We start from the raw sequence: 19,971 nt of genomic DNA on the forward strand, positions 1-19,971 counted from the left end.
CAGTGTTTCACGAGTGGGGGAATTGTCCGAAATCAATCTGTCGGTACCAGTCGGTAGGATCGGGGTTCTTCGAACGAGGGGGATTCATGTGGGGGAAATGGCGGGGTTGGTCGTGGTGGGTGCGGGGTGGGGTGGTCGCGCTCGTTCTGGTTGTGGTGGGGGTGTTGCCGGTGGTGGGGGTGGTTGCGGCGTTGTTGGTGTACAACGTCGGGGAGCAGTCGGAGCATGCGCGGACCAGGGGGAAGGACGCGGTGTGGCTCGGGCATGCCTGGGTGGACGGGCGTAAGACCGATGCCGATATCGAGGGGCTCGGGAGGTTGCTGGCGGGTACCGGGGTGCGGGATTTGTATGTGCACACGGGGCCGCTGGAGCACGACGGGAGTTTGCGCGACGACCTGGTGCCGCGCGCGCAATGGTTCGTCGACGCGGTGCACGCGCGATTACCGGGGATTCGGGTGCAGTCGTGGCTGGGCGATATCGTGCAGCCCGAATTCGACGGCCTGGACGTGGAATCGGCGGTGTCGCGTGAGCGGGTGGTGGCCTCGGCGCGGCGGGTGCTGGCCTATGGGTTCGACGGGGTGCATTACGACCTCGAACCGATTCGATCGGGTTCGCCGGGATTTCTCGCACTGCTGGACGCGACGCGGGCGGTGACAACGGCTGCGCGCGTGCCACTTTCGGTGTCGGCGCCGGTGATCGATCCGCTGCCGGGACTGCACTCGGTGGGGTTGGCGGTCGCTGATCACGGAAAGTGGTGGAGTCAGGCGTATTTCGCCGAGGTGGCGCGTCGTGCTGATCAGGTGGCGGTGATGTCGTATGACACTGCGATGCCTACGCGGGCGTTGTACAGCGGATACGTGGCGCAGCAGACCGAGCTCGCTGCGGAGGTGACGCCAGACGGAGTGGATCTGCTGATGGGGGCGCCTGCCTTCTGGGCCGACGATCCGGGGCATCACGGTGCCGCCGAGACCGTCGCCGCTGCGGTGCGGGGGATTCGCCTCGGCCTGACCGAAGCCGATGTGGGTCGCGCGAATTTCGGAGTGGCGTTGTACGTGGATTTCGCTGCGACGCCGCAGGATTGGGCTGACTATCGACGGGATTGGTGCCGGATGGCGGACTGATTTCGCAGGCCAGCCAGCCACATCTGAGTCGGATCGAGCTGAGTTGCCGAATCGGGCTTTGGTCGAGGAACGCCGACTCCGATCGGCGGCAGCGAGCCCTCGGTCGTCGTGGGGCCGACTATTCCGTCGACGACGAGCCGACGGCCGGTGCGCGGGTCGCGGCGACCCACGGGTGGTCCGGATGGAGTTGGGTCAGCCAGGAGTTCAGGCGGGCGCGCCGGTACTCCGGGAGCAGGGGCAGGACGCGGTGGAAGTCGCTGGCGTCCTTGGGGCGGTTGGCTTTTGCCTTGAACAGCAGCACCACCTCGGGGATCAGGTACGGGATGCCGTTGTCCGTGGTGTGGATGAGTTCGGTGTACGGGAGCGTGATCGTGGGGTCGCGGCGGCAGATCCAGGTGTCGCCGTCGTGCGGCTCACGGAAGACGTCGAGGTGGAACGCGCCGGTGAAAGGGTCGCGGAGCCAGGTTTGGTGAAGATCGGGGTGGGTCGCGGCGAGGGAATAGGACCACAGCTTGCCGTCGCCGACGACGTCCCACTCGTATTCGGGGAAGGCGTCGGCGACAAAGAGGAAATCGCCTCGAGGGACAGTGATTTCGATGTCGTCGTGGGCGCGGGAGATCGACCCGGCGAACAGGTCGAGGGCCCAGCCACCCGCGACGGCCCACGGAGCAGGGCAGGTGGCGAGGCGGGCGGCCACCACGCTCGGTGTCCACGGGTCCCAGCGCCGGGCGGCCTCGGTTGCGGTGATCGGACGTCCCCCGTCCGGCGAGCTCATCACTCCATCCTCGACACCACCGGCCTGGGGCGCAAGGTTGTTGTGGGCGATGGTGATCGAGACGAGACGGGTTTGTGAGGAAGTCAGCGTCGACGGTCGGTGAGCCAGGCCAGGGGGCGGCGGTGGTGGGGGCGGGGACGGTTTTCCCAGCGGGGGTTGTCCTCGTCGCGGCGGTAGACCGGGATCCGGCCCGCGATGCCGAAACGGAAAGTCTTTGCGATGCCTACTACTTCGCCATCGGCGGCCACCGAGACGGGAACTTTGGAGGTGACGGTGAGTTCGTGCATCTGGCGTTCGCCGTAGACGCGGCTGTGTCCGATCGCGGCGAGCATCAGGGCGATGACCGCGCGGGTGCGGGAGAAGCGGACGTCGGCGCGCAGCCAGCGCACGTCCAGGAGGCCTTCGTCGAGGCGGGAGCGGAACGCGGGGACCGCGCCGTGCGGGTGGTAGGGGCCGTTGCCGATGAACAGGAACCACATGTCGTGCCACCGGTCGTCGAGGCGGATGTGGATCGGTTCCGCGCGGCGCAGGGTGACCACGAGCGCGGCGGCGAACGCGGGCCACTTGCCCCAGCGGTCCTCCCACTGCTCACGCAGACGCACCAGTTCGGGGTAGGCGCCGATGCTGGCGGTGTTGATCAGGTGGTGGGTGTGTCGGCCGTCGGGGGTGTCGAATTCGACTGCGGCGATGTCGACTTCGACGGCCTCGCCCGCACCGGTGGCGTCGGCTACTTCGCGCAGGTCGTAGACGCCGAGATCGCGGGCGAAGTGGTTCAGGGTGCCCGCGGGGACGACGACCAGGGGCAGCTTGTTGCGCACGGCGACGGCTGCCGCGGCGGCGATCGTGCCGTCACCGCCTGCCGCGCCGACCGCGAGTACCGAGGTGTGGTCGTCCGTCGCGGCGTCGTCGCGATCCGCTGCGGCGTCGACGGCGTCCTGCAGCAGCTCGACGGCGTCACGGCCGGGTTCGGTGCGCACGAGCATCGCCGCGGGCAGGGCCTCGGCGATGTCGGCGGTGGGATCGTAGGAGGAATCGCCCGAACGCGGATTCACCAGCAGCACAAGGCCTTTGCCGCCGGCGAGGATCGGGGCATCGTGCACGACGTGCGCGTCGGCCTCGTCGGACTCGCGGATCGGCCACCAACGACGGGTGGTCAGTGCGATCGCGGTGCCCACGCCCGCGCCGACCAGCACGTCGGACGGCCAGTGCGCGCCGGTGTGGATGCGTGAGTAGGCGACGGCGGCAGCCACGGGCGCCACGGCGAGTGCTGCGCGCGGGCTCTCCAGGGCGACGGCCGTGGCGAAGGCGGCGGCGTTGGCGCTGTGGCCGGAAGGGAACGACGACGACACTGGGGCGGCGACCAGTCTGCGCCCGAGCGGCATCAGTTCGGCCGGCGGTCGCCGGCGCGGGATCAGCGTCTTGAGGACGAGGTTCACCAGGAAGCTACTGCCACCGAGCGCGATGACGCCGCGCAGGGCGGCCCGTCGCGGGGGACCGGGCTGCACCGCGAGCGCCGCCGCGACTGCCAGCCAGAGGCCGCCGGTATTGGCCGACTTCGTCAACCGCAGCATCCCGCGATCGACCGCCGATTCCGGAATCCGGGACACCGCCCGGCTCATGGTGTCGTCCATCCGGGCGACATGGCCGAATCGTGCTCGGGGCAACTCACTCACACCGAGAACCCTACCGCCGTTGGCGGTCAGTCTCTTTCGGTACGGACAGGGCCGCCCGCGCACCCCTCGACGGCAGGGGCGGCGCTGTCCGTGGCAAGGGTGCGTCCAGCGATGATTTTCCCACCGAAACACCGAAATCGAACCCTGCGGAGCGCCCCCAATTACAGGGGCAAGGTGAGTGGTAAGCGACCTCCGCACTGCGACAAGTCGGGCTTTGTGGGGGCGTTGAACTCAGCCCGGACAGACTCCGCACTGCGACAAGTCGGGCTTTGTGGGGGCGTTAAACTCTGCCCATGACCGACACTGCGCTGCTCGAGGGCCCCATCCACGCTGTTCATGTCGAACTCGGAGCCACCTTCGCTCCGTTCGGCGGCTGGGAGATGCCCGTGCAGTACGGCGGCACGGTCGGCGAGCACACCGCGGTCCGCACCACGGTCGGGCTGTTCGACGTGAGTCACCTCGGCAAGGCGACGGTCGCGGGCCAGGGCGCCGCGGCGTTCGTGAACTCGGCGCTGACCAATGATCTGGGCCGGATCCGGCCGGGGAAAGCGCAGTACACGCTGTGCTGCGCCGAAGACGGCGGCGTGATCGACGATCTGATCGCCTACTACGTCAGCGACGACGAGGTGTTCCTCGTGCCGAACGCGGCGAACACGGCGGCAGTGGTCGCGGAGTTGCAGAAGGTGGCGCCCGCGGGGATCACCGTGACCGACCAGCACCGTGACTACGCGGTGTTCGCGGTGCAGGGGCCCAAGGCCACCGAGGTGCTCACCGCCCTCGGCCTGCCCACCGAAATGGAATACATGGCCTACGCCGACGCCGAGTGGGACGGCCGCCCGGTGCGCGTGTGCCGGACCGGCTACACCGGCGAGCACGGCTATGAGCTGCTGCCGCGCTGGGCCGACGCGGAGCCGGTGTTCCGTGCGCTGATCGCCCAGGTCGAGGCGGCCGGTGGCCAGGCGGCCGGGCTCGGCGCGCGCGACACCCTGCGCACCGAGATGGGCTACCCGCTGCACGGACACGAACTGTCCCTCGAGATCACCCCGAACCAGGCCCGCACCGGCTGGGCCGTCGGCTGGAAGAAGCCGGAATTCTGGGGCAAGGCCGCACTCGAGCAGGAGAAGGCCGACGGGCCGCGTCGCACGCTGATGGGCCTCAAAGCGCTGGATCGCGGCGTGCTGCGGCAGGGCCAAACCGTGCTGCGCGATGGCGCACCGGTCGGTGAGACCACCTCGGGGACGTTCTCGCCCTCGCTGAAGGTCGGCATCGCGCTGGCGCTGCTCGACACCGACGCGAAGCTGGAACCTGGCGACGAAGTAGAGGTCGACGTGCGTGGGCGCAAGCTGCGGGCGACGGTCGTCAAGCCGCCGTTCGTGGACACCAAGACCAAGTAGATTCCGTAGCGCAACCCCCGGATAGGATTCCCACCATGACAGTCGCCGCACAGTTCACCCGTATTCCGCACCCCGCGCTCACCCCGGCGCAGCAGCGGGAAGAGGTACTGGCGGCGCCCGGTTTCGGACGGTTCTTCACCGATCACATGGTGTCGATCGACTACGCCGACGGCGAGTGGGGCAATGCGCGCGTCGAGCCGTACGGTCCGCTCTCGATGGACCCGGCGACGATGGTGTTCCACTACGGGCAGGCGATTTTCGAAGGGCTCAAGGCCTACCGCCAGCCCGACGGCCAGATCGCGACCTTCCGCATCGATGCCAACGCGGCGCGTTTCCGTCGGTCGGCGGCGCGGATGGCGATGGCCGAGCTACCCGAGGAGTTGTTCATCGAGTCCGTGCGTCAGTTGCTCGAGGTGGACGCCGACTGGGTGCCCGCGGCGGGTGGCGAGGATTCGCTGTATCTGCGGCCGTTCATGTTCTCCACCGAGGCGGGCCTCGGGGTGAAGCCTGCTTCGGCGTACAAGTACCTGCTGCTCGCCTCGCCCGCGGGGGCCTATTTCCCGCGCGGGGTGAAGCCGGTGCGGGTGTGGTTGTCGACCGAGTACGTGCGGGCGGCTCCCGGCGGCACCGGTGAGGCGAAGGTGGCGGGCAACTACGCGTCGTCGCTGCTCGCGCAGGCGCAGGCCACCGATCAGGGCTGTGACCAGGTTGTGTGGCTGGATGCCTGTGAGCGTCGGTATGTCGAGGAAATGGGTACCAACAACCTGTTCTTCGTGTTCGGTACCGGGTCCGAGGCTCGGCTGGTGACTCCGGAGCTGTCTGGATCGTTGCTGCCGGGTATCACCCGCGACTCGTTGCTGACGCTGGCGGCCGACTCCGGTTATCCGGTGGAGGAGCGCAAGATTTCGGTGGAGGAATGGCGCAAGGGTGCCGAAAGCGGTGAGATCAGTGAGGTTTTCGCGTGTGGGACGGCGGCGGTGATCACGCCGGTCGGTTGGGTGAAGTCGGCTGAGGGGGAATTCGCTATCGGTGGTGGGGAGCCCGGTGTGGTGACGATGTCGCTGCGGGACACGTTGACGGGGATTCAGCGTGGCACTTTTGCTGATACGCATGGGTGGATGCGCACTCTGTAAGCGCTGCAACAGCATTCGAGAGCGGGTCCCCGTCGCGGGGCCCGCTCTTGTGCTGTCAGCCCGGCATCAAGGCTTGCCATTCGCCGAGGGACTTCGGGCGTAGGACGTAGTTGCTGTCGCGGACCGTTGCCAGTGCGGCGCTTGGTGCTTCGGAGTACCAGTGGCCGGGGTAGACGACGGGGTTGCCGTCCAGGGCGGCGAGTTGTTGGAGGCTTCTGAACATCTCGTCGGTGTTGCCGCCGGGGAAGTCGGTGCGGCCGCAGCCGTCGACGAACAGGGTGTCGCCGGAGATGAGGCGGCCGTCGAACAGGAAGCACTGGCTGCCGGGGGTGTGGCCCGGGGTGTGGAGTAACTCGATCTCGAAGGCGCCGACCTTCACCTTGTCGCCGTGGTCGTGGCCGGTCAGTTCGCTGGGGGCGATGCCGGTGGTCTGGGCTACCCAGTCCAGTTCGTGCTTGTTGACGTGCACGGGGACGCTGGTCTTCTCGAGCAGTTCTGCCACGCCGCCGAGGGTGAAGCCGAGCATGGTGCCACCGACGTGGTCGGGGTGGTGGTGGGTGGCGAGCACCCCGGACACGCGCATGCCATCGGCCGCCGCGACGTCGACCAGGTCGCCCGCCTGGTAGGCGGGGTCGACCAGGAGGGTCTCGCCGGTCTCCCGATCGCCGATCAGGTACGCGAAGTTGCGCATCTGTGTCGCGATCGGATCGCCGACGGCGTAATCCCGGCCGGACAGCAGTTGGCGGAAGTAGAGGCGCTCGGATGACATGCGCTACACCCTATTGCCACCGGTGTGCTGGCGATGCACCCGAGTACCGTTGACCGGACGGTCTGTGGGACCACACAACCGCCGACATCTTGGACTTGTGACCACTACGAGTTTGCGGTAATCGCCTGATCAGCTACGACGCCAGCGAGAAGCCCGTTGCGGCGATCGAGACCGCGATCTCCACGACCGCGCCGAGGACATCGCCGGACAGGCCTTCGAAACGACGGGCGCAGTGGCGGGTGATCGCGACGGTCAGTGCGAGGGCGGCCGACACGACAACGGGGCCGAGCCAGGGGTTGTCCGGTACTGCCCAGATCGCGGCGACGACGGCGAGTGTGGGCCAGATCAGCACGGCGGCGCGCGGCTGAGTGTCCGCGACCAAGGCGCCGAATCCCGCGCCGGGGGCGGCGGCGGTACCCCGGCAGGCCAGCACGACGGCGACTCGGCCCGCGGCGACGGCGAGGACGATCGCGAGCCAGCGGTGCTGGTCGGCCAGTGCCGCGAACGCCACTGATTGGATCGCGACGGCGAAGACGAGCGCGACGACGCCGAACGGTCCTGCCCCGCCGGACTTCATGATCTCGCGGGCGCGCTCCGGCGGGCCATAGCTGCCGAGCCCGTCGACGGTGTCGGCGAGCCCGTCCAGGTGCATACCTCGGGTGAGCAACGCGAGGAGGCCGACGGCGAGCAGACCGGCGAGCACAGTGGTCATGCCCGCACTGACCAGCAGCCACAACCCAGCCGTCGCGACCGCTCCCAGGCCGATGCCGACCACGGGGGCGACGGTAATCGCGTGGCCAGCGGTCTGCCGGTCGACCTTCGCAGGGCCCGGCACCGGCGCGACCGTGAGCCAGGAGATCGCCAGGCGCAGCGCGTTCATGACCGGGTCGCCCATCCGGCGTCTGGGCGTCGTCTCGTGGCACTCAGTTCGTGGCAGGCGGCGCGTCGATCGGTGAGTCCGCATGATGGGTCGTGTGGTCGATCGAATTCGATCGCAGCAGTGGCCGGTTCGATATGCATGCTCGACCGGGGCGTCCACGTGGCCGGTGCGGCGTTCGCGTGGTCGATCGGAGTCGGGAGCGCTCGCAGTCGGTCGGCGCTTTCACCACGCGGGACGGGCAGGGTCCGCTCGACCGCAGCGCACAGCTTGTTCACTTGGCCAGGTCGATGGTGTCCTCGGCCGACGTGCTCACGCCCGCGTCGGCGAAGGTCGACATTTCGGCGAGGGTGGCGACGGCGGCGCGCAGGATCGGCAGGGCGGTCAACGCGCCGGAGCCTTCGCCGAGGCGCATCTCGAGGTCGATCAGCGGGGTCAGGCGCAGATGCTTCAAGGCCAGGTCGTGGGCTGGTTCGGTGGAGCGGTGGGCCGGGAGCCACCAGGCTTTCGCACCCGCGGCGATGTCCTCGGCGACCAGGGCCGCGGCGGTGACCACAACCCCGTCGAGCAGGACGGGGGTGCGGCGGATGGCGGCCTGGGCGAGGAAGCCGGTCATGGCGGCGAAGTCGGCGCCCGCGGCGACGCGGAGCAGGTCGACGGGGTCGGCGGCGACGGGGCGGGCGCGGCGCATGCCGTCGCGGATGGCGGCGACCTTGCGGATCCAGCCCTGGTCGTCGACGCCGGTGCCGCGCCCGACGGCGGCGACGGGTTCGGTGCCGGTGAGGGTGGCGATGAGGACGGTGGCGGGGGTGGTGTTGCCGATGCCCATGTCACCGGCGATGAGCAGGTCGGCGCCGGAATCGATCTCCTCGTCGGCGATCGCACGGCCCGCGGCCAGCGCGGCGGCGACCTCGGTGTCGGTGAGGGCGTCCTCGCGGTCGATGGACCCGCTCGACCGCCGCACCTTGTGCTGGGAGACCGACGGATCGGTGTCACCGTCGACGGCGATATCGACGACCCGCACGGTCGCACCCGCCACGGCGGCCAATGCGTTCACGGCGGCGCCACCGGCCAGGAAATTGGCCACCATCTGGGCAGTGACTTCGCTCGGGTAGGCCGAAACACCGTGCTTCGCCACGCCGTGATCGCCCCCGAACAGCACCACGCGGGCGCGTTCGAACTGCTTGGGCGGGCAAACGCCCTGGCAGGCCGCGACCCAGTTGCCGAGTTCCTCGAGCCGTCCCAGCGATCCGGCCGGTTTCGTGAGCTGCGTCTGGCGCTGCTCGGCCGCCACGCGCACCTGCGCGTCCGGGGCCACGACCGGGTCGAATCCGTGCGTCACTGGCAAGCCTTTCGGAAGTGGTGTGTTCGACGCCCATCTTGCCCGGATCACGGCGCGCGGCGGCGACCGACCCGGCTCATTTCAATCGAACGGGCAGCCCGGCGACGATCAGATACGCCTCGTCGCACGCCCGCGCGAGACGCTGGTTCAGCGTGCCGATCTCGTCGCGGAACAGCCGCCCCGACCGGGTCGCCGGAATGACACCCATCCCCACCTCGGGCGACACGATGACAAGGCGCTCCCGGTAGGTCTCGACGGCCTCGACGAGCGCATCGCAATCGGGAACGACGGTCCCGCGCGGCGCATCCCAAGCGTTGCGCGCGTCGAGACACGCGGTGAGCCAGGTGCCGATGTCGTCGAGCAACGTCGCGGGGGCTTCGGTGGCGAGAACTGTTGCGGGCTCGGTGTTCTCGACGGTCGTCCAGTGCGCGGGGCGGCGGTTGCGATGACCGGCGATCCGGTCGGCGAAGTCGTGATCAGCGGGATCGAGGATCGCGGTCGCCAGGTAGCGGACCGTGGGTGCGTCGGTCAGGAGATTCTCGGCGAAGGCGGACTTGCCGGAGCGGGCGCCGCCGAGCACGAGGGTGCGGGGCGGGCGAGCGGGGGCGGGCATTCGAGCACGGTAGCAATAGCGGCCGCATCGTCGACTTGTGTGCGGTCAGCGCACCCCGAGCGCGTCCAGAACCATCGGCCGCGCCTTCGTGAGGGCCTGCTGCCAGTACGGCCAGTTGTGGGTGCCGTTGACGATGTCGACGCGGGCGGAGATGCCGAGCGCGGTGGCCCGGTCGCGGAAGATGCCCGCCGCGACCACGGTCATCGCCTCGAGGCTCATCGCGTTGAGGGTGTTGCCGAGGCCGTAGGGGACGTCGGCGGCGCCGGGGATGCCGTTGCCGGTGGTGACGTAGAGGGGCAGGCCGCGCAGACGTTCGGCCTGGACGGTCGCGTCGTTGCGGGCCCAGGCGGGGTCGCTCGCCGGGCCCCACATGTCGTCGACGTTGAAGTTGCCCTCGTCGCGCATGGCGGCGCGCATGGCTTCGTTCCACATCGGGTAGGTGGGGTTGACGAAACCGGAGAACGAACCGGCGAAGCGGAACTGGTCGCGGTGGTGGGCTGCGAGGGTCAGTGCGGCATTGCCGCCCATGGACGCGCCGATGATCGCGTTGTTGGTACGCGAAACCCCGTATCCCGCAAGGAAAGCAGGGAGTTCGCGAGTGAGGAACGTCTCCCACTTGTAGATGGTCTTCTGCCCGTTGGTGCTGCTGGGGCGGTACCAGTCGGTGTAGAAACTGGAGTGCCCGCCGACCGGGAACACCAAAGTGACGTTGTCACCGGCGAATTGGCGCAAGGCATCGGTGTCGGTGGTCCACTGGCTGTGGTCGCCGGGGGCGCGCAGGCCGTCGAGCAGGTACAGCGCGGAGCTGCCACCGCGCGCGGCCCACTGCACCTGAACCTTGATCGGGCCCATGCTCGACGGCACGAACAGTTCCTCGAAACCGCCTGCGGGCGTACGCATCACGGGTGCCGAGAGCGGCGCGGCGACCGCCGCGGACGTACCGGCGAACGACACGACCGTGGTCGCCGTAATGATCGCGAGCGCTCGGCTCAGTTGACGAAATCTTCCCCACCCCGCGTGCAACACATCAGTGAGCTGATCAGTTTCCGATGTTCGAGTCAAGCCGGTTGTGGCCCTTCACAGGACCCATCGCAAATATATGGCTTGCCATGTATTGTGAATTCAGCGGAGATGCCGCGACAACGGAGGTGGGGATGGAACAGATCGAACAGCCTCCGATGGGCCGGGGCACCTCGCTGGGGTACGTGGTCAATCACCTCGCCCGGCTCATGGAACAGGCGCTGCGCGATCGCATCGCCGAACACGGGGTGGTGCCGGGGCAATTCGCTCAACTGCTCGCGCTGTACGAGGAGGAGGGGATCTCGCAGCTGCAACTCTGCGAGAAAGTACGGATCGACCAGTCGACGATGGCCCACACCCTCAAACGGATGGAGCGAGACGGCCTCGTTCGGCGCATCGCCGATCCGCGCGACGGCAGACGGGCGCTGATCTATCTCACCGACCGATCCCGCGCACTACGCACCGCGCTGATCGCAGCCGCTCGGGAGGTGAACGACCTTGCTACCCAAGGTTTTTCCGACGCGAGCGCCGACGAATTCCTGCGTATGGCTCGCCAGTCGATCGGCAATCTCGAGAAGGGCACACCATGACATCCCGGATCCATCCCATCGCTGGCACCGTCGGATTGCTCACCGTTCTCACCTTCTGGACTTCGACGGTGCTGAGCGAACTCAGCGGATCCAAGGCCGCGATCGTCGCGGTGAAGCAGGCCATCCCATGGGGGTTGCCGATTCTGGTTCTCGCGCTCGCGATCACGGGCGGCACCGGCTTCCGGCTGGCCGGGGATTCGGCGATGCCCGACATCCTCGCCAAGAAGCGTCGGATGCCGTTCATCGCCGGGAACGGACTGCTCGTGCTGATCCCCTCGGCGATCACGCTGGCGGTGCTCGTCGACCGGGACGAGTTCGGTCCGCTGTTCTACGGCGTGCAGGCGCTCGAATTGCTCGCCGGTGCAACCAATATCGTGCTCATGTCGCTCAATGTTCGCGATGGTTTCCGGGTCACCGGCCGCTTCGGGAAGCGCAGCCCCGCGCGGGGCTGAGCCTCAACTCGCGGCGCCGAAGCGGCGGCGGTATTCAGTGGGGGCGATGCCGACCTGGCGCTGGAAGTGGTGGCGCAGCAGGGCGCCGGAGCCGAAGCCGGACTCGTCGGCGATGCGTTCCAGGGCCATGTCGGTGCCCTCGAGGAGTTGCTTGGCGAACAGTACGCGCTGGGTGGTGAGCCATTTGACCGGGGTGGTGCCGGTCTCGGCGGCGAAGCGGCGGGCGAAGGTGCGGGTGGACATGTTCGAACGGGCCGCCAGTTCGTCGACGGTGTGCGGGTGGGTGAGGTTCTCGGTGAGCCAGGCCAGGGTGGTCGACAGGCCGACCGAGCTGCATTCGGGCACCGGTTGCTCGATGAACTGGCGCTGGCCGCCGTCGCGCTGCGGGGGGACGACCATGCGGCGTGCGATGGAGTTGGCGGCGGCGGTGCCGATCTCGCGGCGGACCAGGTGCAGGCAGGCATCGATGCCTGCGGCGGTGCCCGCGCTGGTGATCAGGTTGCCCTCGTCGACGAACAGGACGTCCGGGTCGACGGTGGCCTCGGGGAACATCGCTGCGAGTTTGTCGACGTAGCGCCAGTGGGTGGTGCACTTGCGGCCGTCGAGTAGGCCCGCCGCGCCGGCCAGGAACGCGCCCGAGCAGACGGTGAGCACGGTCGCGCCCCCCGCGGCGGCGTCGTGCACTGCCTCGAGTACCCGATCGTCGTACCGGCCGATCGGGGAGGCCGGGATGGCGACCAGGTCGGCGTCGGCGAGCTGGTCGAGGCCGAAGTCGGGAGCGACGGAGATGCCAGGGGTGGTGGAGCGCAGTGGTTTGCCAGGCTCGGCGCCGCACACCCGGAAGTCGAAGCCGGGCAGGCCGTCGGCGGTACGGTCGAGGCCGAAAACCTCACAGACGACACCGAATTCGAACATGGCGAGGTGATCGTTGAGGACCACGGCAACCTTCGACAGCATGCCTCATCGTAGCTGGCCGAATCTTTACGCACAATGACAGAACAGCCACTTTCGGCTGAAAATCATCGAGCGCAAAATTACTGCCATGCTTACTTTTCTGATCGTCCTCACCGTCATCATCGGACTCGCCGTACTGATCGGTCGCGGCACCGCCGGATCCACCGGAATCATCGACCGCGACGCCCAGCGCATGGACGCCGAACTGAAGGCCATCGCCGGCTACGCAGGCTACATCCGCCCCAGCCATCAGTGAAGGTCGCGCGGGCTACATCCGCCCAGCCACCGTTGAAAGTGAACGGTGAAAGCGCCCACCCTCACGAGCGAATCGCCAGGCCCCCGCAACCACTTACGGACTCCCAACCCAACCACCACGTTTTCGGCCGCCCCGGATCCGAGGGGCGATACGTAACGGCGAAGCCGCAGTATCGCCCCTCGGATCCGGGGTTACGAGGCCGAAAACCCGCGGCGCCAGCCGCAAAAAAATACAGCTCTCTAAACCGCGTCGCCCGGGCCGACGCGCGGCTTCGGGGCCCGCATCTTGCGGATCTGCGAAGCGCGGACGAAGGCGTACCAGCCCAGCTTGAACCCGGAGTCGGTGGTGTCGGGGAAACGCTCGATCACCCGGTTGTTCACGATCTTGCCCAGGACGAAGCCCTCGATGATCATGAAGACCATCATCACCAGCATCGCCAGGGTGACGATCGTCTGCAGGCCGGGGGCCACGAACATCGACAGGATCAGCACCAGCGCCATCGGCATGAACAGGCCGACCAGGTTGCGGCGGGCATCGACCAGGTCGCGCACATAGGCGCGGACCGGGCCCTGATCGCGGGGCAGCAGGTACTTGTCCTCGCCGGCGAGCATGCGCGCGCGGCGGTCCTGCACGGCAGCGCGGCGGTCGGCCGCGGCGGCCTTGCGGTCCTGTTTGGTCCCCTTGACGGCCTTGCGGCGGGCGCGGGCTTCCTTGGCGGTGAGCGGAGCGGGCGCGACCGGGCCGCGCCGCTTGCCTTCTGCCTCACGCCTTTTCGGTGTGGGCCTGCCCTTGCCAGGGGTGGTCGAAGCGGTGGCGGCGGCCTGATCGGAGCCGGTCACCGACGGGTCGACGGACTCGTCGATGGTGCTGGACTCGTCGCGACGGAACAATTTCACGTTCACCAGGCTATTCGATGGGGCCGAGCATCGGGAAATGCGGTCCGCTCAGCGGTGGGCCCCGTCTCATACCGGCTGGTCTGCGACGCAGATCACGTCGCTGTAGGGCGTAGTGTGGGCACAAGCACCCAGGTGGCGTCTACTGGCTGCGCCGAGGGTGGCAAAATAGGAATAGCAGTTGCTGCGACAGCGTTGAATTCAGTCGTGCGCTGTGCACCTGAGGTCCGTTGACGGGCTGAGTCGAACTAGGAGTGTCCATGACTGTGCAGAACGAGACCGCCACCGAGACCCACGGTGCGACGCTGACCGACGCTGCCGCCATCAAGGCGAAGGCGCTGCTCGACCAGGAGGGTCGCGACGACCTTGCCCTGCGCATCGCCGTGCAGCCCGGTGGCTGTGCCGGCCTGCGCTACCAGCTGTTCTTCGACGACCGCATCCTCGATGGTGACATCGTCGTCGAGTTCTCCGGCGTGAAGCTGGCCGTCGACCGCATGAGCGCCCCGTACATCGACGGCGCCTCGATCGACTTCGTCGACACCATCGAGAAGCAGGGCTTCACCATCGACAACCCGCAGGCCACCGGTTCCTGCGCCTGCGGCGACAGTTTTAACTAGCGGCTGGCGCCGCGGGTTTTCGGCCTCGTAACCCCGAATCCGAGGGGCGATACTGCGCCTTCGGCGTTACGTCTCGCCCCTCGGATCCGGGGCGGCCGAAAACGTGGTGGGCGAGTTGAGAGTCCGTAAGTGGTCGCTCAAGGCGCTGCGATTCACTCGCGAGGGTGGTCACCGAGTCGCAGATGTGTTGCGGGGGAGTAGCGGTTCGCTCGTGAGGGTTTTCGCTTTCGACGCGGTTGCGCTGAGGTGAACCACAGGGGGTGCGGCGCTTGCTACCGTTGAAGTCCGGGATCGTATGGTCCCGGGCTTTTTCTGTTTCCCACCTCTAGCGTCGAAGGGGCCCTGCCTCGTGTCTGTTGCCGTGTCCGCATCCATTGCCACCGACCACCTCATGCGCTTTCCCGGCCGGTTCGCCGATGCGCTGCTCGCCGATCAACTCGATCATGTGTCCCTGAGCTTCCTCGTCGACGATCTGCAGATCCGCCGTGGCGGAGTGGCGGGCAACATCGCCTACGCGATGGGTCTGCTGAAGCAGCGGCCGGTGCTGGTCGGTGCTGTCGGCGCCGATTTCGCCGAGTACCGGCAGTGGCTTGAGGCCAGTGGTGTCGAGTGCTCGGCGGTGCACATCTCCGAGAAGGCGCACACCGCGCGTTTCGTGTGCACCACCGACGAGACGATGGCGCAGATCGCGTCGTTCTACCCGGGTGCGATGAGCGAGGCGCGCGATATCGACATCGCCGCGATCGCCGCCGCGCACGACATCGACCTGGTGCTGGTCGGGGCCAACGATCCCGAGGCGATGGTCGCGCACACCCGCCAGGCCAAGGCACAGGGCATCGCCTATGCGGCCGACCCGTCGCAGCAGCTGGCCCGCCTCGACGGCGAGCAGGCGACCGAGCTGGTCGACGGCGCCGCCTACCTGTTCACCAACAAGTACGAGTGGGCCCTGCTGCAGCAGAAGACCGGCCTGAGCGAAGCCGAGATCACCGCCAAGGTCGGCATCCGCGTCACCACCCTGGGTTCGGAGGGCGTGCTCGTGGTCGACGCCGACGGCACCGAGGTCCGCGTCAACGTTGTCCCCGAGGTCGCCAAGATCGACCCCACCGGCGTCGGCGACGGCTTCCGCGCGGGCTTCCTCACCGCCCACCGCGCCGGCCTGTCTCTGGAACGCTCCGCCCAACTCGGCTCCCTGATCGCGGTCCTCATCCTGGAAACCACCGGCACCCAGGAGTGGACCCTCAACACCGAAGACGCCAAGGAACGCCTCACCAAGGCCTACGGCACCGACGCCGCCGACGACCTGGCCGTCTTGCTCTAGTCGGTCAGTTGATCACCATGTAATGGCGCGAGCGTCGCCCGAGTAGCGACCTGCACCAGGGCATGGTGATCTTGAAAGCTGGTGGAGTACGCGAACGCCCCCGGGGTTTCCGGGGGCGTTCGTAGGTTAGAGGGAGACCGGGTAGGCCGGTTCCTGGATGTCGGGCTTGATGCGGTCTTCTACGAAGATGCCGTGCCAGACCATGAAGACCAGGACGGTCCAGAGGCGGCGGCTGTGGTCGGAGAGGCCCGCCTTGTGGTCGCGGAGCATTTGCAGGACCGCGGCCTTGTCGATCAGGTGGTCGGTTTGGGATTCGGCGATTTGGGTTTCGGCCCAGTCGTAGAGTTCGGTGCCGCGCAGCCAGTGGCGTAGGGGGACCGGGAAGCCGAGCTTGGCGCGGTTGAGGACGTGGTCGGGGACGATGCCGTCCAGGGCCTGGCGCAGGGCGTACTTGGAGGTTTCCTTGGTGATCTTCTGGTCGAAGGGGATGCCTTCGGCGACGCGCATGACCTCGTTGTCGAGGAACGGCACGCGCAGTTCCAGGGAGTTGGCCATGGTCATCTTGTCGGCCTTGACCAGGATGTCGCCGCGCAGCCAGGTGAACAGGTCGAGGTGCTGCATGCGGGCGACCGGGTCCCAGCCCGCGGACTGGGCGTAGATGGGGGCGGTGACGTCCTGGTGGGTCCACTCGGGGCGGAAGTCGCGCAGGACCGCGCGCAGCTGGGCGTCGTTGAAGCTGCGGGCGTTGCCGTAGTAGCGGTCTTCGAGGGACAGCGAGCCGCGCTGGAGCAGGGACTTGCCGCGCTTGCCGTCGGGCATCTTGTCGCCGAGGCGGCCGAGCAGCTTGCGCGCACCGGCGGGCAGGTACTCGAAGGGCTTGAGCGACAACGGTTCCTTGTAGATCGTGTAGCCGCCGAACAGTTCGTCGGCGCCCTCACCGGAGAGCACCACCTTGACGTGCTTGCGGGCTTCCTTGGCCACGAAGTACAGCGGGACAAGCGCCGGGTCGGCGACCGGGTCGTCGAGGTACCAGACGATCTCGGGGATCGCGGCGGCGAACTCGGCGGGGGAGACCACCTTCACGATGTGGCGGGCGCCGATCAGCTCGGCGCTCTCGGCGGCCACGTCGACCTCGGAGTAACCCTCGCGCTCGAACCCGGTGGTGAAGGTGATCAGCTTCGGGTTGTGGCGCATGGCCAGCGCGGCGATGGCGGTGGAGTCGATGCCGCCGGACAGGAACGAACCGACGGTCACATCGGCGCGCATGTGCTTGGCGACCGAGTCCTCCAAAGCGGCGGCGATCTCGGCGTAGCGCGCCTTCTCCGAACCTGCGACGAACGGGCGAACCCGGAAGTCGGGGCGGAAGTAGCGGGTGACCACCTGCTCCTGGCCGACCTTCACGGTGGCGTAGTTGCCGGATTCGAGGCGGCGGATGTTCTTGTGCAGCGACTCGGGCTCTGGCACGTACTGCAGCACCGTGTAGTGCTCGAGCGCGCGCGGGTCGAGCTCGTCGGACAGTTGCAGCGGGCTCAGCAGCTCCAGGAGGCTCTTCTTCTCGCTGGCGAAGGCAGTGCCGCCGGGGCCGGTCGCGATGAACAGCGGCTTGATGCCGAACGGATCGCGCGCGAGGAACAACTCCGAGGTCTCGGTGTCCCAGATCGCGAAGGCGAACATGCCGCGCAGCTTGCGCACGGCCTCGGGGCCCCAGAAGTGGAAGGCGGCCACGATGGCCTCCCCGTCGCCGCCGGTGGCGAAGATCTTGCCGTCGGGGAATTCGGCGCCGTGCTCGGCGGCCAACTGCTCGCGCAGCTCGAGGTAGTTGTAGATCTCGCCGTTGAACGTCATCGCGTAGCGCTGCGGGTTGTCCGCGGGGCCCCAGCGCAGCGGCTGGTGCGAGTGCTCGATATCGATGATCGACAGGCGGTTGAAGCCGAAGATCATGTGATCGTCGTGCCAGGTGCCCTTCTCGTCCGGGCCACGATGCCGCTGGCAGTGCAGCGCGTCGTAGACCTGATCGACCACCGCAGTCGTCGCGGCATCAGCTGTCAGGAATCCGAGCAGTCCGCACACGGTGTCGCCCAACCTTCTCTCGATCGATGATGGGTGGCCACAAAACGGGCCGAAACGCTGTGTCCGAGTATGCCGCACACCCACCCGACACGCCGCGCTCGCCCGCTCGCATGGGGTGCGCGCGGGGCAGACAAGGGCCAAACCGCAGGTCGCGATGATCGACGCGGTCACGGCGGAGTGTCGAAAGTGACCCCGCGACAAGACAGTGCCCGCTTTGGTCTACGCTGCGTAGTACTCAGGTCCTTCTCAGGTGTGCGTGCGTCACAGCGGCAATACTTCGAAAGGCCTGAAACTGCTTTGAAGAGGTGTCGGAGCGGGCGAATCGCCGCCTGTGACGACGCAATGTGTCGGAATGTGTGGCGACCAGGAAGGCGTGAGCGTGGCGCACAAGGCGAGCGAAGAGATCGGGGCACGACCCGAGAAGGGTCGGCAGGGCCGGATCCTTCGGCGGGCCGGGCTGGCGGTATCCCTGGGGATGACCGCGATGCTCGTCTCGGGCTGCTCGATCGACAATGTTTGGCTCCGGTTCGGTTGGCCGTCGGGTATCACCCCCGAGGCCGCCCGGATGCGTGAGCTGTGGACCTGGTCGGTGCTGGCCGCGCTCGTCATGGGCGTGCTGGTCTGGGGTCTGACCTTCTGGACGGTCATCTTCCACCGCAAGCGCAAGAACTCCCCGGAGTTCCCGCGCCAGACCGGTTACAACGTGTCGCTGGAACTGACCTACACGGCGATCCCGTTCGTGATTATCGCGGTGCTGTTCTACTTCACCGTGGTCGTGCAGAACTACGTGCACGAGAAGCACGACAACCCCGATGTCACCGTCGACGTGACCGCCTTCCAGTGGAACTGGAAGTTCGGCTACCGCAACGTGAACAACGTCGCCGGTCTCACCCACAACGGTATCGACACCGAGCGGGAGCTGCTGAACGAAGACCAGCTCAAGGAATACCGTGAGCTCAAGAACGACGAGGGTCACCCGCAGCCGGGTCCGTTGCACGGCAAGCCGGCCAACGACATCCTCTCGTACCTGCACTACGACAAGATCGAGACCTTCGGTTCCAGCACCGAGATCCCGGTCCTGGTGCTGCCCACCGGCAAGCGCATCGAGTTCCAGCTCGCCGCCGCCGACGTGATCCACGCCTTCTGGGTGCCGGAGTTCATGTTCAAGCGCGACGTGATGCCGAACCCGAAGGAAAACCAGTCCGACAACGTCTTCCAGATCTCCGAGATCGAGAAGGAAGGCGCGTTCGTCGGCCGCTGCGCCGAAATGTGCGGCACGTACCACTCGATGATGAACTTCGAAGTCCGCGCGGTCTCGCCGGAGAAGTTCGCCCAGTACATCAAGGCACGTGAGTCCGGCATGACCAACGGTGAGGCCCTGGCCTCGATCGGCGAGTCGCCGGTGGCGACCTCCACGTACCCCTTCAACACCAAGCGCGACATCAAGAGCGCTTCGTTGAACGAAAGCAAGTGAGGATTCTGATATGAGGATCGAAGCGCGGATCTTCGAACTGCTCACGGCGTTCTTCATCCTGGTGGGCATCGTCTACGGCTTCTTCACCGCTCAGTCACGCACCGGCATCGAGTGGGCAGGCACCACCGCGATCGTGCTGACCGCGGGCCTGTCGCTGATCATCGGCACCTACTTCCGGTTCGTCGCGCGCCGCATCGACCTGCGGCCCGAGGACTACGAAGAGGCCGAGATCGTCGACGGCGCCGGTGACCTGGGCTTCTTCTCGCCCGGTAGCTTCTGGCCCATCACCCTGGCGGCCGCCGGTTCGGTCACCGCCCTGGGCCTGGCGTTCTTCCAGTTCTGGCTGATCGGCCTCGGCGTGGTGCTGGTTCTCGCCGCTTCCGCCGGCCTGGTGTTCGAGTACTACTTGGGTGCCGAAAAGCACTGAGCCACAGACACATAAGAGAGGCTCCCACCAAAACGGTGGGAGCCTCTCTTTATGTGTCAGCCACCCAAAACCTAGGACCCCCGCACGCCCCCCAAACCCAGCCCCCCACGACCCCACCTCGAGGAGGGTCCGCCGCGCAGCGGCGTAGCGGCCCGGCCGCGAGTTAGCCGCCGTTGCGTCCGAGGCGAAGCCTCCAGCAACGG

At 67.5% G+C, this 19,971-nt stretch carries 20 protein-coding genes; 10 read left to right on the forward strand and 10 right to left on the reverse strand.

Annotated features, from left to right (window positions below):
* The first annotated feature begins 131 nt into the window (after positions 1-131).
* Positions 132-1,121 carry a hypothetical protein gene (locus ACFW6D_RS28625; RefSeq protein WP_379333189.1) on the forward strand — a complete coding sequence of 330 codons (990 nt, stop codon included), beginning with the start codon at positions 132-134 and terminating at the stop codon, positions 1,119-1,121.
* A gap of 118 nt (positions 1,122-1,239) precedes the next feature.
* Here ACFW6D_RS28625 and ACFW6D_RS28630 read toward each other — a convergent pair whose 3' ends face one another.
* Together ACFW6D_RS28630 and ACFW6D_RS28635 are read right to left on the reverse strand one after the other, a co-directional pair.
* Positions 1,240-1,896, reverse strand: a complete 657-nt coding sequence (locus ACFW6D_RS28630) for a nucleotidyltransferase domain-containing protein (protein ID WP_379333191.1) — start codon at positions 1,894-1,896, stop codon at positions 1,240-1,242.
* Between the two features lie 83 nt (positions 1,897-1,979).
* The gene (locus ACFW6D_RS28635) at positions 1,980-3,569 is read right to left on the reverse strand and encodes a phosphatase PAP2 family protein (protein WP_379333193.1); all 1,590 of its coding nucleotides are present in this window, start codon (positions 3,567-3,569) and stop codon (positions 1,980-1,982) included.
* A gap of 293 nt (positions 3,570-3,862) precedes the next feature.
* On the opposite strand from ACFW6D_RS28635, the gene gcvT reads away from it, so the two are divergent.
* Both gcvT and ACFW6D_RS28645 read left to right on the forward strand, forming a co-directional pair.
* Positions 3,863-4,963 (forward strand): glycine cleavage system aminomethyltransferase GcvT, encoded by a 1,101-nt coding sequence (gene gcvT, locus ACFW6D_RS28640; RefSeq protein WP_379333195.1) that lies wholly within the window; start codon positions 3,863-3,865, stop codon positions 4,961-4,963.
* A 35-nt stretch (positions 4,964-4,998) separates the two neighbouring features.
* Complete coding sequence (locus ACFW6D_RS28645; protein WP_379333197.1) at positions 4,999-6,096, forward strand: branched-chain amino acid aminotransferase; 1,098 nt, start codon at positions 4,999-5,001, stop codon at positions 6,094-6,096.
* A 55-nt stretch (positions 6,097-6,151) separates the two neighbouring features.
* Here ACFW6D_RS28645 and ACFW6D_RS28650 read toward each other — a convergent pair whose 3' ends face one another.
* From ACFW6D_RS28650 to ACFW6D_RS28670, 5 genes are all read right to left on the reverse strand, one after another.
* Entirely contained in the window at positions 6,152-6,865 is a 714-nt protein-coding gene (locus ACFW6D_RS28650; protein ID WP_379333199.1) for an MBL fold metallo-hydrolase, read from the reverse strand.
* A 133-nt stretch (positions 6,866-6,998) separates the two neighbouring features.
* Positions 6,999-7,745: an adenosylcobinamide-GDP ribazoletransferase gene (locus tag ACFW6D_RS28655; protein ID WP_379333201.1), complete on the reverse strand. Its 747-nt coding sequence runs from the start codon at positions 7,743-7,745 to the stop codon at positions 6,999-7,001.
* Positions 7,746-8,016: 271 nt separating this feature from the next.
* Positions 8,017-9,084: a nicotinate-nucleotide--dimethylbenzimidazole phosphoribosyltransferase gene (gene cobT, locus ACFW6D_RS28660; protein ID WP_379333203.1), complete on the reverse strand. Its 1,068-nt coding sequence runs from the start codon at positions 9,082-9,084 to the stop codon at positions 8,017-8,019.
* Positions 9,085-9,160: 76 nt separating this feature from the next.
* Entirely contained in the window at positions 9,161-9,697 is a 537-nt protein-coding gene (gene cobU / locus ACFW6D_RS28665) for a bifunctional adenosylcobinamide kinase/adenosylcobinamide-phosphate guanylyltransferase (protein ID WP_379333205.1), read from the reverse strand.
* A gap of 45 nt (positions 9,698-9,742) precedes the next feature.
* Positions 9,743-10,651: an alpha/beta hydrolase gene (locus ACFW6D_RS28670; protein WP_379333207.1), complete on the reverse strand. Its 909-nt coding sequence runs from the start codon at positions 10,649-10,651 to the stop codon at positions 9,743-9,745.
* Positions 10,652-10,851: 200 nt separating this feature from the next.
* Here ACFW6D_RS28670 and ACFW6D_RS28675 point away from each other — a divergent pair, with 200 nt between their 5' ends.
* Positions 10,852-11,307 carry a MarR family winged helix-turn-helix transcriptional regulator gene (locus ACFW6D_RS28675; protein ID WP_379333209.1) on the forward strand — a complete coding sequence of 152 codons (456 nt, stop codon included), beginning with the start codon at positions 10,852-10,854 and terminating at the stop codon, positions 11,305-11,307.
* Positions 11,304-11,759 carry a hypothetical protein gene (locus ACFW6D_RS28680; RefSeq protein WP_379333211.1) on the forward strand — a complete coding sequence of 152 codons (456 nt, stop codon included), beginning with the start codon at positions 11,304-11,306 and terminating at the stop codon, positions 11,757-11,759. Before ACFW6D_RS28675 ends, ACFW6D_RS28680 begins: the two co-directional genes overlap by 4 nt.
* Positions 11,760-11,762: 3 nt before the next feature.
* Here the strand turns inward: ACFW6D_RS28680 and ACFW6D_RS28685 are convergent, their stop codons facing one another.
* Positions 11,763-12,716: a helix-turn-helix domain-containing protein gene (locus tag ACFW6D_RS28685; protein ID WP_379333213.1), complete on the reverse strand. Its 954-nt coding sequence runs from the start codon at positions 12,714-12,716 to the stop codon at positions 11,763-11,765.
* 85 nt (positions 12,717-12,801) lie between these two features.
* On the opposite strand from ACFW6D_RS28685, the gene ACFW6D_RS28690 reads away from it, so the two are divergent.
* Positions 12,802-12,969 carry a hypothetical protein gene (locus ACFW6D_RS28690; protein WP_379333215.1) on the forward strand — a complete coding sequence of 56 codons (168 nt, stop codon included), beginning with the start codon at positions 12,802-12,804 and terminating at the stop codon, positions 12,967-12,969.
* A gap of 239 nt (positions 12,970-13,208) precedes the next feature.
* Here ACFW6D_RS28690 and ACFW6D_RS28695 read toward each other — a convergent pair whose 3' ends face one another.
* A complete protein-coding gene (locus ACFW6D_RS28695) occupies positions 13,209-13,808 on the reverse strand; it encodes a DUF3043 domain-containing protein (RefSeq protein ID WP_379333219.1) in 600 nt (199 codons plus the stop codon).
* Between the two features lie 314 nt (positions 13,809-14,122).
* Here ACFW6D_RS28695 and ACFW6D_RS28700 point away from each other — a divergent pair, with 314 nt between their 5' ends.
* Together ACFW6D_RS28700 and ACFW6D_RS28705 are read left to right on the forward strand one after the other, a co-directional pair.
* Positions 14,123-14,479, forward strand: a complete 357-nt coding sequence (locus tag ACFW6D_RS28700) for an iron-sulfur cluster assembly accessory protein (RefSeq protein ID WP_056816608.1) — start codon at positions 14,123-14,125, stop codon at positions 14,477-14,479.
* A 391-nt stretch (positions 14,480-14,870) separates the two neighbouring features.
* Entirely contained in the window at positions 14,871-15,797 is a 927-nt protein-coding gene (locus tag ACFW6D_RS28705; protein ID WP_379333220.1) for a carbohydrate kinase family protein, read from the forward strand.
* 126 nt (positions 15,798-15,923) lie between these two features.
* Here the strand turns inward: ACFW6D_RS28705 and asnB are convergent, their stop codons facing one another.
* Entirely contained in the window at positions 15,924-17,867 is a 1,944-nt protein-coding gene (asnB, locus tag ACFW6D_RS28710) for an asparagine synthase (glutamine-hydrolyzing) (protein ID WP_379333222.1), read from the reverse strand.
* Between the two features lie 475 nt (positions 17,868-18,342).
* On the opposite strand from asnB, the gene ACFW6D_RS28715 reads away from it, so the two are divergent.
* Positions 18,343-19,341, forward strand: a complete 999-nt coding sequence (locus ACFW6D_RS28715; RefSeq protein ID WP_379333224.1) for a cytochrome c oxidase subunit II — start codon at positions 18,343-18,345, stop codon at positions 19,339-19,341.
* Positions 19,342-19,351: 10 nt separating this feature from the next.
* Positions 19,352-19,768, forward strand: coding sequence for a cytochrome c oxidase subunit 4 (locus tag ACFW6D_RS28720; protein WP_379235760.1), 417 nt, complete (start codon positions 19,352-19,354; stop codon positions 19,766-19,768).
* Positions 19,769-19,971: the final 203 nt, after the last annotated feature.

Source organism: Nocardia sp. NPDC058705 (assembly GCF_042749305.1).
Classification (GTDB): domain Bacteria; phylum Actinomycetota; class Actinomycetes; order Mycobacteriales; family Mycobacteriaceae; genus Nocardia.

What these genes read in the sequence shown, in the direction of transcription:
- ACFW6D_RS28685 (WP_379333213.1), bottom strand. Translation starts at nt 12,716, where the DNA reads ATGCTGTCGAAGGTTGCCGTGGTCCTCAACGATCACCTCGCCATGTTC.
- ACFW6D_RS28690 (WP_379333215.1), top strand. Translation starts at nt 12,802, where the DNA reads ATGCTTACTTTTCTGATCGTCCTCACCGTCATCATCGGACTCGCCGTA.
- ACFW6D_RS28655 (WP_379333201.1), bottom strand. Translation starts at nt 7,745, where the DNA reads ATGAACGCGCTGCGCCTGGCGATCTCCTGGCTCACGGTCGCGCCGGTG.
- ACFW6D_RS28630 (WP_379333191.1), bottom strand. Translation starts at nt 1,896, where the DNA reads ATGAGCTCGCCGGACGGGGGACGTCCGATCACCGCAACCGAGGCCGCC.
- ACFW6D_RS28645 (WP_379333197.1), top strand. Translation starts at nt 4,999, where the DNA reads ATGACAGTCGCCGCACAGTTCACCCGTATTCCGCACCCCGCGCTCACC.
- ACFW6D_RS28720 (WP_379235760.1), top strand. Translation starts at nt 19,352, where the DNA reads ATGAGGATCGAAGCGCGGATCTTCGAACTGCTCACGGCGTTCTTCATC.
- cobU (WP_379333205.1), bottom strand. Translation starts at nt 9,697, where the DNA reads ATGCCCGCCCCCGCTCGCCCGCCCCGCACCCTCGTGCTCGGCGGCGCC.
- ACFW6D_RS28675 (WP_379333209.1), top strand. Translation starts at nt 10,852, where the DNA reads ATGGAACAGATCGAACAGCCTCCGATGGGCCGGGGCACCTCGCTGGGG.
- ACFW6D_RS28650 (WP_379333199.1), bottom strand. Translation starts at nt 6,865, where the DNA reads ATGTCATCCGAGCGCCTCTACTTCCGCCAACTGCTGTCCGGCCGGGAT.
- ACFW6D_RS28705 (WP_379333220.1), top strand. Translation starts at nt 14,871, where the DNA reads ATGCGCTTTCCCGGCCGGTTCGCCGATGCGCTGCTCGCCGATCAACTC.
- ACFW6D_RS28700 (WP_056816608.1), top strand. Translation starts at nt 14,123, where the DNA reads ATGACTGTGCAGAACGAGACCGCCACCGAGACCCACGGTGCGACGCTG.
- ACFW6D_RS28680 (WP_379333211.1), top strand. Translation starts at nt 11,304, where the DNA reads ATGACATCCCGGATCCATCCCATCGCTGGCACCGTCGGATTGCTCACC.
- ACFW6D_RS28715 (WP_379333224.1), top strand. Translation starts at nt 18,343, where the DNA reads ATGACCGCGATGCTCGTCTCGGGCTGCTCGATCGACAATGTTTGGCTC.
- gcvT (WP_379333195.1), top strand. Translation starts at nt 3,863, where the DNA reads ATGACCGACACTGCGCTGCTCGAGGGCCCCATCCACGCTGTTCATGTC.